The sequence below is a fragment of the Corynebacterium aurimucosum genome (genome assembly GCF_046895345.1).
In the GTDB taxonomy this organism is placed as follows: domain Bacteria; phylum Actinomycetota; class Actinomycetes; order Mycobacteriales; family Mycobacteriaceae; genus Corynebacterium; species Corynebacterium aurimucosum_G.
The window spans coordinates 2,387,806-2,400,275 of record NZ_CP160096.1 but is presented as its reverse complement, the minus strand read 5'-3'; the positions used below and the strand labels follow the sequence as shown (position 1 = coordinate 2,400,275).

15 protein-coding genes are annotated in these 12,470 nt (G+C 60.5%); 6 read left to right on the top strand and 9 right to left on the bottom strand.

Annotation, left to right across the window (positions count from 1 at the left end):
• Nucleotides 1-29: 29 nt before the first annotated feature.
• Entirely contained in the window at nt 30-902 is an 873-nt protein-coding gene (locus ABZS45_RS11340; protein WP_412099909.1) for a LysR family transcriptional regulator, read from the bottom strand.
• A gap of 70 nt (nt 903-972) precedes the next feature.
• Between ABZS45_RS11340 and ABZS45_RS11335 the strand changes: the two genes are divergently transcribed.
• Together ABZS45_RS11335 and ABZS45_RS11330 are read left to right on the top strand one after the other, a co-directional pair.
• Nucleotides 973-2,124: an MFS transporter gene (locus tag ABZS45_RS11335; protein ID WP_412099908.1), complete on the top strand. Its 1,152-nt coding sequence runs from the start codon at nt 973-975 to the stop codon at nt 2,122-2,124.
• An 11-nt stretch (nt 2,125-2,135) separates the two neighbouring features.
• Entirely contained in the window at nt 2,136-3,428 is a 1,293-nt protein-coding gene (locus ABZS45_RS11330) for a copper oxidase (RefSeq protein WP_412099907.1), read from the top strand.
• Nucleotides 3,429-3,558: 130 nt separating this feature from the next.
• Here the strand turns inward: ABZS45_RS11330 and ABZS45_RS11325 are convergent, their stop codons facing one another.
• Nucleotides 3,559-4,995 (bottom strand): TM0106 family RecB-like putative nuclease, encoded by a 1,437-nt coding sequence (locus ABZS45_RS11325; protein ID WP_412099906.1) that lies wholly within the window; start codon nt 4,993-4,995, stop codon nt 3,559-3,561.
• Between the two features lie 75 nt (nt 4,996-5,070).
• Here ABZS45_RS11325 and ABZS45_RS11320 point away from each other — a divergent pair, with 75 nt between their 5' ends.
• Nucleotides 5,071-5,703, top strand: coding sequence for a DUF6474 family protein (locus tag ABZS45_RS11320; RefSeq protein WP_412099905.1), 633 nt, complete (start codon nt 5,071-5,073; stop codon nt 5,701-5,703).
• Nucleotides 5,704-5,807: 104 nt separating this feature from the next.
• On the top strand, nt 5,808-6,125 hold the full coding sequence (locus ABZS45_RS11315; RefSeq protein ID WP_412099904.1) for a histone-like nucleoid-structuring protein Lsr2: 318 nt from the start codon (nt 5,808-5,810) through the stop codon (nt 6,123-6,125).
• On the opposite strand, the gene ABZS45_RS11310 is transcribed toward ABZS45_RS11315, so the two are convergent.
• On the bottom strand, nt 6,122-6,760 hold the full coding sequence (locus ABZS45_RS11310) for a LuxR C-terminal-related transcriptional regulator (RefSeq protein WP_010188464.1): 639 nt from the start codon (nt 6,758-6,760) through the stop codon (nt 6,122-6,124). The genes ABZS45_RS11315 and ABZS45_RS11310 overlap by 4 nt on opposite strands.
• Before the next feature lie 36 nt (nt 6,761-6,796).
• Nucleotides 6,797-7,969, bottom strand: a complete 1,173-nt coding sequence (locus tag ABZS45_RS11305; protein ID WP_412099903.1) for a sensor histidine kinase — start codon at nt 7,967-7,969, stop codon at nt 6,797-6,799.
• Between ABZS45_RS11305 and ABZS45_RS11300 the strand changes: the two genes are divergently transcribed.
• Complete coding sequence (locus ABZS45_RS11300) at nt 7,968-8,522, top strand: DUF2020 domain-containing protein (RefSeq protein WP_412099902.1); 555 nt, start codon at nt 7,968-7,970, stop codon at nt 8,520-8,522. The two genes, ABZS45_RS11305 and ABZS45_RS11300, sit on opposite strands and share 2 nt — an antisense overlap.
• Nucleotides 8,523-8,542: 20 nt before the next feature.
• On the opposite strand, the gene ABZS45_RS11295 is transcribed toward ABZS45_RS11300, so the two are convergent.
• Both ABZS45_RS11295 and ABZS45_RS11290 read right to left on the bottom strand, forming a co-directional pair.
• Nucleotides 8,543-8,695, bottom strand: a complete 153-nt coding sequence (locus tag ABZS45_RS11295) for a hypothetical protein (RefSeq protein ID WP_010188461.1) — start codon at nt 8,693-8,695, stop codon at nt 8,543-8,545.
• The gene (locus ABZS45_RS11290) at nt 8,695-9,453 is read right to left on the bottom strand and encodes a class E sortase (RefSeq protein ID WP_412099901.1); all 759 of its coding nucleotides are present in this window, start codon (nt 9,451-9,453) and stop codon (nt 8,695-8,697) included. The genes ABZS45_RS11295 and ABZS45_RS11290 overlap by 1 nt, the downstream gene beginning before the upstream one ends.
• Before the next feature lie 66 nt (nt 9,454-9,519).
• On the opposite strand from ABZS45_RS11290, the gene yidC reads away from it, so the two are divergent.
• Nucleotides 9,520-10,506: a membrane protein insertase YidC gene (gene yidC, locus ABZS45_RS11285; protein WP_412099900.1), complete on the top strand. Its 987-nt coding sequence runs from the start codon at nt 9,520-9,522 to the stop codon at nt 10,504-10,506.
• Here the strand turns inward: yidC and ABZS45_RS11280 are convergent.
• From ABZS45_RS11280 to ABZS45_RS11270, 3 genes are all read right to left on the bottom strand, one after another.
• Complete coding sequence (locus ABZS45_RS11280) at nt 10,463-11,071, bottom strand: TetR/AcrR family transcriptional regulator (RefSeq protein ID WP_412099898.1); 609 nt, start codon at nt 11,069-11,071, stop codon at nt 10,463-10,465. The genes yidC and ABZS45_RS11280 overlap by 44 nt on opposite strands.
• Nucleotides 11,072-11,139: 68 nt before the next feature.
• Complete coding sequence (locus tag ABZS45_RS11275) at nt 11,140-11,400, bottom strand: GlsB/YeaQ/YmgE family stress response membrane protein (RefSeq protein WP_010188457.1); 261 nt, start codon at nt 11,398-11,400, stop codon at nt 11,140-11,142.
• A 139-nt stretch (nt 11,401-11,539) separates the two neighbouring features.
• Entirely contained in the window at nt 11,540-12,436 is an 897-nt protein-coding gene (locus tag ABZS45_RS11270; RefSeq protein WP_412099897.1) for a universal stress protein, read from the bottom strand.
• Nucleotides 12,437-12,470 lie beyond the last annotated feature (34 nt).

Sequence of the window (12,470 nt, the reverse complement as noted above, 5' to 3'; positions counted from 1 at the left end):
GCGTTGGCGGCCGCGCTGCCGTTCGATCGCTAGTCAGCGGTGCGTGCCACAACGAAATCCTTGAAGTGCTCCACCGGCGGGGCATCATCGCCCTCGCGCCACACCAAACCCAGCTCGCGGTAGGCCTCTGGTTCTAAGGGAATGAGGTTGCGGGCTTTTATATACGGGTCATCAAGCGGCAGCAGGGCCGATCCCAGCCCGGCAGCCACGAGGCCGGCCACGGTAGTCAGCTCCATGGATTCGAAGACGAGGCGAGGGCTAAAACCGGCCTCGCCCGCCAGGGAATCGAGAAGCATGCGGGTTCCATAGCCCGGCAGCATGCCGATGAAGGGTTCATCGCGGAAATCTTCCATGCGCACATTGTCTTTTCCTGCCGCCCAATGCCCTTCCGGGACCGCCAGGCCGAGCCTTTGCAGCTTGAGCTGGTGCCAACCCAGCGGGCCTGGGTTTATAGGTCGGGGACCAACCAGCGCTAGGTCGGACTCGCCGGCCGCTACTCTGTCCACCAACTCCCGCGCCGCCCCCTGGTGCAGGCGAATATCCACGTGCGGATGCCTGGCGCGATAAGCCTTGAGTAGCTCCGGGACCATCCACGTACCCAGGGAATGCATGAAATCGAGGCGCACGGTACCGCGCTCCGGATCCATGAGTCGGGATACGGCATCGCGCGCGGCGGCTTCCGACATGAGCAGCCGCCGCGCGTGTTCCACGAAGGCCCGGCCGCGGGCATTAAGCCGCAGGCGCCGGCCGCTGCGCTCAAACAGGCTGGCCCCCACTTCTGCTTCGATGCGCTGCACCCGGCGGGTCAGCGCGGATTGGGAGAGCCCGAGCGCGTCGGCAGCCGCGCCGACGAGTCCTTGCTCAGCCACGGCGACAACACCGCGCACATCCTCCAGATTCATGCACACCCCGCATGGTTTAAGCACTTTTCGGACATTTTACACATAACCCACGCTAGGTCATGCTTGATGCATGACCAGAACGCGGCGCGCCACCATTGCCATGCTCTTCGTGGGCCTGGCAATTTTTTCTTGCCTCTACCCCACACAAGCCATGCTGCCCACCCTGGTGGAGGACATGGGCATGTCCCCCACGGAAGCCGCCATGACCATTTCGGCAGCCACCGGCACACTGGCCATCTGCGTGATCCCCGTGTCCATCATCTCCGAGCACATCGGACGCGGAAAACTACTGCTCGTCTCCACCATCGCGGCCACGCTCATCGGCATGCTTGTTCCGCTAGCGCCCAACCCGGAAATTCTCATCGCCACCCGCGCGCTCCAGGGAGCCGTCATCGCCGGCGCACCTGCTACCGCCATGGCCTGGATTTCGGAGGAGCTAGAAAGTTCCTACGTGGCCCGCGCCATGGGTTTGTACATCGCCGGCACCACCATCGGCGGACTGACCGGCCGTCTCATCCCGACAGGGCTTCTCGAGCTCACGTCCTGGCGCTGGGCCCTGGCAGGCTCCAGCCTGGTCACACTCATCCTGGCCATCATCGCAGCGATCTTGCTGCCCTACCAACAGAATTTCACCCCGAAGGAGATCCACTTCCGCTCGGAGCTGCGCGCCATCTTCCGCCATGCCCGGGACACACGCCTGATCCCCTTATTCATCGTGGCCTTCGTGGCGATGGGCACCTTCGTCTCCCTCTATAACTTCTTGGCTTTTAGGCTCATCGACCACTTCCACCTCTCGCCGGGCTTGGCCGGCTTGGTCTTCCTCTTCTACCTCACCGGAACCTGGTCCTCGGCGCGCGCTGGCCGGCTGGTGACCCAAGTAGGCCACGCCAACACGCTTCTACTCTCCTGCGCGCTCTTTGCCGTGGGCATCGCTCTGTGTATGGGTTCGCTGATCCCCACCCTGCTGGGCATCGTGTTATTTACCATCGGCTTTTTCGCCGCACACTCCACCGCCTCGGGCTGGGTCGGACACATTGCCACCCACGACCGCGCGGAGGCCTCCAGCCTCTATGTCTTCTTCTACTACCTGGGCAGTTCTATCCTGGGCGCGCTGGCCGGCGCGCTCTTTGACTCCCTGTCGTGGACCGGCTTCATCACCGTCTATGCAGCCCTCGCAGCGGGTATCGCGGCGCTGAGTTGGGCCGTGAGAAAAACCGGATAAAATCGTGTTTTATGGATAAGTGGTCACCGCGTACATGGCACCGGAAAGCATCCCGCCCGGTCAGCCTGTGGATGATGGTTTTTCTCCTCGCGGGCGCGACCCATACTTTTATTCCGAACTACCGCTGGGTCCTCATCCACCTCTTCACGCTCGGCATCCTCAGCAACAGCATCGTGGTGTGGTCCCAACATCTCACCGAGAAGTTCGTGCAGCTCAAAGTACCTCTTTCTGCCCGCCCCCGGCAGCTCGCACGCATTTATCTGCTGAACACAGGCGCTATTTTCACCCTCGTAGGTCAGATGCTCGTCGAAGCCTGGGAACGACACTGGCTGCTTACGCAGGTGGGTGCCACACTCGTTGCGACTGCCGTGGCTTGGCACGGCGCGGCCCTCTTTGCCTTATGGCGCCGCGCGGAATCCAAACGATTCCGCCCTGTCGTTGCTGCTTATGTGGCCTCCGCCTTCTTTCTTGCCGTGGGCGCCACCCTGGGCGCTTTCCTCGCGACGTATCCCTCCCATCCGCGCCTACTCATCGCCCACGTGGCTGCCAATATTGGCGGCTTCGTGGGCCTTGCGGCAGCCGGCTCACTGACCATCTTGTTCCCCTCCATCTGGCGCACCAAAGGAATCAATCCGCACATGAGCTTAAGCTTCACCCTGCTGGGGCTGGGCGTCATCGCTACTGCGGTGGGCAGCATCTGGAATGTTCCGCAGGTCGGTCTCATCCTCTACTGCCTGGGCTGGGCGCTCAGCCTGCAGGGCTGGCTCGTCAACGCCCTCACCGTGGTGCGTGATCCGCGTGGACGCATTAGCTTCCCGGCACTTTCCGTGCTCTTTTCCTCTTTCTGGCTGCTCGGCGGTCTGATCTATTACACCACCCAGCACTTCTTCTCCAGCGAGCCAAAGATTCCCATGCTCGCGCTCGTCGTGGGCTTTGGCGCCCAACTGCTCATCGGCGTCATGGGCTATATGCTGCCGACCACGATGGGCGGCGGCCCCTCAGCGGTGCGGGCTGGCCTGCGCGAGTATAACCGCTGGGGACTCGGGCGCTCCGCCTTCATTAACGGCGGACTCGCCCTGTGGCTGGCCACCGATAGTTCCCTCACCATGGTTGCCGCCTCCCTGCTCTGTCTTGGTTCCATGGCCATCTTCCCCATCCTCACCGCCCGCGCGGTCAAGGCCCAGAAAGCCGTGCTGCTCAAGAAGGCCGAAGGTCCAGCCCCGACGAGCACCGCGGACTGGGACCAGGTTTGGGTGGCCCTTGCGGCGCTCATCATCCTCGGCGGAATCAGCCTCATCCCGTAGATCCCCAGACCTCGATCCCGCAACCTCCTGGTGGGAGGTGGAGCACCGGCACGCGCTTGGCGACGCCCACCTGCAGGTTGCGGGTTTCAGGTCTGGGGGTTTGCAGAAAAGGGGAGACAAGGCGGGCCAGCTAGGGCTCGAGGGGTCGCACTCCCGGCGCGCCATCGGCCATCCACTCGCGGACGGCGTGGGTAGCGCACACATCGCCCGCGTTGTAGCGCAGAATCTGCGCACGCGCGTCCGTGTCACCGGCGAGAGCGGCTCGGCGAGCATTGACGGATTCCTCGCCATCAAACTCTTCCGGCCATTCGAAACCCGCAACGGGGGCCACGGTCTTCAGACCTAGCCCCGCGGTTCCGGCAAAACTGCGCCTGAAGTGGACGAACATATCTACCCACTCCTTCGAGGAGATGAACTCTTCCACCTCCTGGAGACGGGGTGTAGAAAAACGTTGGGCGGATCTGCGCATCCAATGGTTCTCCCCGTGGGCGGAGTAGCAGTAGGCCGCGAAGGTCTTTCCCGCCGCATGTGCTTCAGCACGAACCCCCATGAGCCACTCCCAGAACTGTGCGAAATTCTCCGCTTCCGCGCGGCCACCGAGCGGCTCCCACGTCACAAAAGAATGGTATTCACCGTCCAGAAGCGCACCCCACAGGTAGGCTCCCTGATCCAGGTAGGCCTCCATATCGACATCAACTTCGACATCCGCGCGAGGAACGCTCACTTTGTCACGGCGCAACAGTGGGACGCCTTCACGCCAGGCAGCGGCAAGGGCGGAAGGGGCACCGAGGGAGGCATCAATAAGCCCTTGCACTGTCGTGATACCGCGCTCGCGATAGGGCTTCGCGCGGTCGCCCGGAAGGAAGAGCGAGATGTCATCGCGGGCTTCCAGCTCCTGACGGCACAAGGGCCAAAAGCGGCAGGAGACGCACTCTTTAACGCGGCGTGGGCCCGCTGGCAGTGGCTGCGCCAGCGCCTCATCGATGGCAAAACGCGAGGTATCCGTAACAAAAGCTTGGCTGCGATCCTGGCCAATCGCAGCGCCCCTGCCGGAATTCAGGCCTACTTCTTCCAAGCCCCGCGCGGCCAAGGCCAACCGGTAGCCATCGACGGCATGGTGCCGAATCTTGTACTTTGCCGGTAGCGGCTCACTCAACCCCAAACGATGGGTAGGCACAACCAGCGTGCGCGAGCTCTCGTGCGGGCGGGCCACGCGGTGATCAGAAACGATGACAGGACTGTATTTATCCCCATCCCGCACTAGGAGCTCCACGCGCACCATCCACTCGGAGGTGGAAAAGACGGCGTTGGTGATGTGCGTATAACCCCGCACAAGCGCTTCGAGCGTGGCTAGCGCCCGCTCGAAATCATCCCCCTCCAGGTCAATCCGGCGGAAACGCCCCGACCCTTTCCTGGGAAGGCGGCTGAGCGCAGCATCGATGGCGGCCGCGTGGCGCTCCGCGCGGGCTTGGCTCACCGCGGTGCGTGGGATCTCGGGATGCGCGCGGCGCTGCACTAAGCGATAACGGCAGCCCACAAGATCCGTGGCAACGAGCACATCCTTCACAGCAGGTGAGCTTAGTAGACCACCTTGCTAGAGTTGTAGCGAGACCCTAAAGATAGATAATAAAAGGACGTTTCAATGGGCATTATGAAAAAGATCCGCAAGGCCCGCCGTGAGGCCCGCGCTGAGATCAAGGCCGCTAAGACCCGTGCAAAAGCAGAGGTCAAGGCTGCGGATAAGGCCAAGCACCGCCAGCAAAAGCTGTTGGCTAGGCAAGAGAAGGCACTGATCAAGTCTGAGGAAAAGGGCTTGAAGAAGCGCCGCAAGCACGAGTACAAAATGGCCAAGAAAGAACTCGAACGCATCAAGCAGGGCCGTTTTAATAAGGACAATGTCAAGCGCTATGCCGGTGCCCTGCGCACCGCCGCACCGCTTCTTTTGCCCTTGATTTATCGCGGCATCACCGCCGCCCAGCGCGAGGTGGAAAAGAAGCGCGCACAGAAGGCCGGCGTCAGCGCTGAACAGCTGGCGTCCTTCTCCGGCCACGGCGCACCGCTCAAGGCCCGCACCGCGGGTATCCGCAACTCCCTCAAGGACGCGCAGCTTCCCGCTGGTTTCAAGCGCGACGTCAAGGAGCGCCTCAACGAGCTTGACTCCGCGATTGACAATGCTGAGTACATGACCGATCAGCAGCGTCAGCGCGCGCACCGCTCTATCTCCGGCGAGATTGACTCACTGAACGACGAAATCCAGGCCAAGCTGGGCGCTTAGCCTTTAGCGCGCAGACGTCCCCCCTTCAAGCCGCACTACCCTCCCCCAGGCGGAAAGGACAGCTAACGCGGCACATAACCATTGTTAAACCGGAATGGAGATTCATGGCCCGCCGCGAAATCACCCAATTTTTTGACGATATTGATAACAAACCTCTCAGCGAGGAAGAACTGGTCGTCATCCGCTTCAGCGTTGACGGCAAGGATTATCTTCTCGACGTATCCCAAGAAAACGCCGACAAATTCCACGCTGCGCTGGGCCCCTTCATCAAGGCGGCCCGTCACCCCGTTAAAAAGGACACCCGCCGCTATAAGCCAGCCGATGTCCGTGTGTGGGCCGCCAAGCACGGCTACCAGGTAGCTGAGCGCGGCAAGATCCCCAACGAGGTGATTTTGGCGTACCGCAACGCCAACAATCTTTAAAGAACGCCCTGCTCGCGGGCAGCAGCCACGGCGGAGGTACGGGAGCGCACGCCCAATTTATCGTAGATATGGACTAGGTGGGACTTCACCGTCGCCTCTGACAGCATCAGTTCCACACCGATCTCACGGTTGGAGGAACCCGCCGCCACCAGCTTCAATACTTCAAGCTCGCGCGGGGTAAGGGAGGTGCGCGGGGTACGCACGCGGGTCATCAGCTTATCGGCCACCACGGGCGAAAGCGCGGAATCTCCTTCCGCCGCCGAGCGCACCGCCGCGAGCAGCTCCACCGGCGGCGCATCCTTGAGCAAGTAGCCCACCGCTCCGGCCTCAATCGCACCAAGGATATCCGCGTCGGTGTCATAGTTGGTCACCACGAGCACCTTGGGTGGATTCTCCATGGAGTAGCGGATAGCAGCGGTTGCTTCCGCGCCGCCCATGACGCGCGTGCCTTCGATGCCCGCACCGAAACGCAGGTCCATGAGAAGAACGTCGATGCCACCCGCCTGGGCCGCGGACACAGCGGCTTCGGCTGTGGCGACTTCGCCCACAACCTCGATGTCCTCAGCCCCCTCGAGCACCGAGCGTAGACCTAGGCGTACGATCTCATGGTCGTCGGCAAGCAAGACCCTAATCACGGGCTTCCTCCTCATTGGTATGGCGTGGACAATTTCTTAATCTACATCGTTGTCTAAGGGCACACTAACTGAGACCGCCGTGCCGCTGCCTGGCGTGGATTCAATCACGACTTCTCCGCCGATTTCCTCTGCACGCCTGTGCATCGCCGATAGACCAATATGCCCTAGCCCCGCTGGCTTTTTCTCCACTGCCTCGACATCAAAGCCTTCTCCATTGTCCACGACGTCCACGCGCACCTCGTCCGGCGCATAGGTCACGGTGACCCGCGCCTTGCTGGCGTGAGCGTGCTTGACGACGTTCCCCATCGCCCCCTGCGCAATCCGCAACAACGCTGCTTCCACCTTCATGGGTAGCTGCTGCGCATCGCCCTCAACGTCCACGGATACATCAACCCCACCGGTAGCCGCAAAATTATCCGCCATCCTCGTCATAGCTGAGCCTAAGGAGGTTTCCGATAATGCCGCCGGCTGGAGCGCTGCAATCATAGCGCGCGCTTCATGGAGATTATCCGCTGCGGTACGCCGGGCGAGCTCAATGCGCTCTTGTGCTTTGGGGATATCCTCCAGGTCTAGGTCGCGGTCAGCGGCGTGCAGGAGCATTTGGATGGAGGACAGGCCTTGGGCCAGGGTGTCGTGGATTTCATGGGCGATGCGCTGGCGCTCAGCCGTCATGCCTGCAGTCCGCTCAGACTCCACGAGTTGCGAACGGGTCTTCACCAATTCCTGGTTCATACGGCTCAGCGCGCGGAAGGCATAGGTGATCGCGATTGTCACCACAGCTGATACCGCTGGTCCCATGATGCCGCCGAAGGTCAGCCCGCCCGGCACCTGCACCAGTACGGTCATCACCGTGGCCGCGATAACGCAGATGATGCCGGGGATCATCTCCAGTACGTAGAGGTACACAAAATACAGAGAGAACACGAGGTAGATGGCCGCGGGCGCCACCGCCATATCCGCTAGCCACAAGACCGTGAGGATGACCATCCAGCCATAACGTGCGATGCGCGGCAGGGTCTCTAAGTAGGCGGAGCCCCCGAAGTACACCACGGCAAAGGACACCAAGAGCACAAGGTTCAACACGCCTTGCCACAGAGGTAGGCGTACGGTGGTAAAAATTGCCACCACCAGCAGCGTCGCTGTCAGGACGTGGATACCGTTGCGCAGGGCATCCGATTCAACGGAGCGCTGGTCTAGTGTGGACGTCATGCGCCACAGCCTACTTCCCTCGTTTACAGCCTGCCTGATCGGCATCAGCTTCGCCGCCGCGGGATGCTCGGATGCAGATAACCCCACGCCCAGCACCCCAGCCGCAAGTTCGGTGCCACACACCGACGCAGGGGATGGCCTACCTATCGACGCCACGGCTGAAGTCAGCGACTGGGAAGACTGCCCCTATCTGGATACCCAATGGGTGGCCGATACGAACGGGCAGAGGATGACCCGGTGGGGCGTCGACAAGCGTTTTAGCACCCCCGCCTGCGTGTTCTGGTCCTACCCCGAGGATCCGCAGGCCACCGTCCTCATTCGGCAGATGCCCAGCGTGGAGGAGGCCCGGGCCGTCGTGGATTGGGCTGCACCGGTAGAGGACACGGAGCTAGCCGAGTTCGATGGTTGGTCAGGCGGTCGCGGGGCCTTTGAGGATCACACGGTCTTTGCCGTGCAAAAGGAGAACCATGCCGTGGTGGTGTGGTCGAACCAGCTGCAGACCCTCAAGCCCCAGCTCATAGCGCAGGAAGCAATCAAGAGCTTAGGTCTGTAAAGACCTAAGTGTGTAAAAGCCTAAACGGCGACGTCGTTATAGGGCATCTGCGCTGCCACCCAAGGGAAAATAACCTCCATGAGCAGGAAGAATACACCCACAGCCAGCGCCAGCGCCAGCACCGCCTTCACCGCGGTGGGGCCGGGCAACAAGTTCCAGAGTGCGCGATACATTAGTTCTCCTCCAAGACGGCGGGGCGGTCATTGTCATCTGTGCCGGGCGCTTTAGCCTCCCGGTCGGTCTCCATCGCGTGAATGATCATGCGCTCCGCATTGGAAAACTGCGGGTGGCACGTGGTGAGGGTGAGTAGGGATTCGCTGGGCTCAACCCCCTCCGCACCGGGGACGGGCTGGAGCACGCTGACATCGCCCGGCAGCGTGATATGGCGGCCCTGCACAGGCTGGTACTCCGGTTTGGCTTGCTGCTCTGGGCTGAAACAGTCGCCCGGGACACCATCAATGGGTAAGACACGGTAGGTGATCCACTCAGTTTCGGTTTCGATGACGATGGCATCACAGGTGTTTAGGTTTCCCAGATCATTAAAAGGGGCGCCCTTGCCCACGCGGTGTCCGGCGACGGCAAAATTTCCCGGCTCACCGGGCATCTGTGTCTCCGTGTAGCGGCCTGGTCCGCGCAACAGATCATCCTCGTTGGTGCCTTCAAGCACGGCGAAGGCGAAATCCGAGCCGAAGACCGGGATGTAGAGGCGGGCAAAGGCCTCACCAAGCTTCGGTGCATGCCCAGCCCCTCGGGGATTACGCCACTCCTCCTGTAGCCTCTCGTTGGCTTGGTCCTGCATTTGTCCAGACTTAATATTGGTCCAATAGGATTCATAAAAAGCGAAAAGTAGCAGTAGGACACCGACCGTCAGCATAAGCTCACCAATCACGGTACCTACGGTCGGTCGAGTGCGTGCAGTGGGGTGAGGCATACCAGCATCTTAGTCTCCCTGTAACGCGTAAGTGCCCCACCCCCCTGCAGGAAAGAGGAATAGGCGATGATCAGCATCTTCATGTACCCGGTCTCCGGAATCATGAAACTCTGGCACCTACTATTTGCTTCTTTCCTGGACGGTTCGATGGCGTGGATCCTCACCATCGTCTTCCTGGTGCTCACAGTCCGGGGAATCATCGCTCCGTTGAATTGGCTTTCCGTGAAGCAGGGCCGCATCGGCGCACTCATGCGCCCGGAGATGACCGAGCTCAACGAACGGCTCAAACAGTCTGATTCTGTCGATGATGCCGTCACTATCCTGACCAAGCAGCGCGAGCTCAAGGAACGCTTCCAGCACAACCCCATGGTTGGTTGTTTCCCGGTTTTCCTCATCATCCCAGCCTTCATCGGCCTCTACCAGGTGGTCCTTAGGGTCTCGGGCTCGGCGAATGAACCGGTGGGAATGCTCACGCTTGACGACGTCTCCTCCTTCCGCGCCTCCACCGTCTTCGGCGTCCCCCTCACCGATTTCGCCCGCGAGCATCACGACTTGATCTTGCCGATGCTCGTGGCGGCACTCGCGTTCACCTCGCTGAACACTCTTATCACGCTCTACCGCGGCTACCTCACAACTCTTTTCGATCAGAAGATTCCGCGCCGCTTGTTGTGGTTCATGGCGCTCACGGTCTTTCTCATCCCCTGGATGCTGTGGGCGGTAGCGTGGAACGGTCCCATCCCCGTGACCATCATTTTCTACTGGGGCTGTTCCTACCTCTTCACCTTGCTACAGACTTTGGCGTACGAATTCATCCTGCACAAGCGCTATCCCTTACCGGAAGCTGTCCACGAACAGCGGCGGGAGAGCATTCGACGCTGGCGGGCTAAGGAAAAGGAGAAAGAGAAGAAGGCCGCCAAACAGCGCCTCAAGGACAACCCTGCGTACAAGGAGGAGTTGGCTGCTGCCCGCAAGCGCCACTCTGCGATTGTGGCGGAGGCACGCAAAATTCTTAAATCGAATAATCGGCCGGAGGCGCCGACAGAAGCTGAATAGCCAACTGCTTCGCGGTGACGAGCGGGGCGACGTCACGGGTCAGGCGGGCGCCGGCGAGTCCGCCATCCAGGAAGATAAGAATCTGGCTCGCCTGTTCCTCTGAGGGGTAACCGTTCTTGGCGTTAAGCAGCGCCGTAATGGTGGAATGAATCCACGTCCGGTGCTCCACGCACGCGGCAACGATACCTCGCTCGGCATCGGTCTCCGGGCGTGGGTATTCGCCAGCTGCATTAAGGAAGTGGGAACCCCGAAACTCCATGGAGGGCTGTTCCTCGATTGCCTTGTCGAAGAAGGCAAGGATCTTGTTCTCCGGGTCTGTGACACCCTCGGTACGCTTTTGCCAATCTGCGCGGTATTCCTCATCGAGGGCCTCGACATAGGCGATGACGAGGGCATCCTTAGAGCCGAAAAGAGAATAGAGCGAAGCCTTTGCCACATCTGCCTCGCGCAAGATGCGGTCAATTCCAATGACGCGGATACCTTCAGTGGTAAAGAGCCGCGTGGCGGATTCGAGTAGTCGGCTACGCGGGCTCGGGCGATTGCGTCGCGACTTCTTTTCGGCCATTTCTTCTCCTCACATGACAAAACCGGTTCATCTATACAATATAGACAAACCGGTATGTATGCGAATTATTACTTCTTGCGGCCCGTAATGGCCCCCACGATCCACAGCAGGATACATGCACCGACGGTCGCAGTAATAATCATCAAGAACCAGCTATCACCAACACTCTTGTTAAAGAGCGCCAGCAAGCCGCCACCAATGAGGCCGCCGATAACACCAACGATAAGGTTGGTGAACAGCCCCTGGTCGCGCTTCATAATCTTCTCTGCGAGCCAACCCGCGATGATGCCAACAACAATCGATCCAAAGAAACCGAGACCAAGTCCCATGTCACTCACTCCTTCTCTCAACAGTAAATAGCTTTTATTTACGCACTTCCCACCGTACGCGCTAAAACATCAAAACGACCCGGGCCCACCATTTGTCCAATAAATGGGCCCGAATCGTTATAGCGGGGTTATGCGAAGGTTACTCGGAGTCCGGACGTACCACCATCATCGGGCAGGGTGCGGACTGCAGTAGCGCGCGGGAGGTAGAACCAAGCAGCATACCCTTGAAGCCACCTCGGCCGTGGGAACCCACGACGAGCAGCTGAGCACCCTCGGAAGCTTCCGTCAGCGCACGGACCGGACGGTCACGAGCGATAACCTTCTTCACCTGTACATCCGGGTACTTCTCTTGGAACTCTGCAAGGCGCTCGGTCAGCAGTTCTGCCTGCTCCTTCTCCACCTCAGCCCACTCCGCCTGGGCTGCCGAGAGGCCAGCCAGGGAAGCTTGAACCTGCATATCCATCCACGTGTGAACGGCAATCAGCTCTGCGCCACGGGCATCCGCTTCCTTGAAGGCGTAATCAGTTGCCTTCTGGGAGACCTCGGAGCCATCGACACCGATGACGACAGGACCGTACTTGGTGGACTCCGTGACGTGGTTATCCTCACGGACTACGACCACGGGGCAGGAGGCATGGGAGACCACGGAAGCAGAAACCGAACCCATGACCATTCCGGAAAGACCGCCCATACCGCGGGAGCCCATAACAATCATGGTGACGTCCTTAGACATCTCCAACAGCATGTCGATCGGGGAACCTTCAGCCACGGTGTGGCCAATCTTCAGATCCGGGGCAACCTTGTGGGCCTCGGCGCGGGCCTCCTCAATCTTCTCAAGGGTTTCTGCCTGGAGGTCGTCGAAAAGCTCCTTCGGCGGGACCATGCCTTCGGCGTAGAGGAACTGCGGCATCGTATAGCTCGATGCGATACGCAGTGGGATACCCCGCTTCACCGCAGTGTTGGCAGCCCAGCGGACGGCGTTCTTCGACGCTTCCGAACCATCGACGGCTACGACGACAATGTCTTCCTTTGCCATGACCTTTCCTTTCGAAGTGCTTACACTTCCAGTC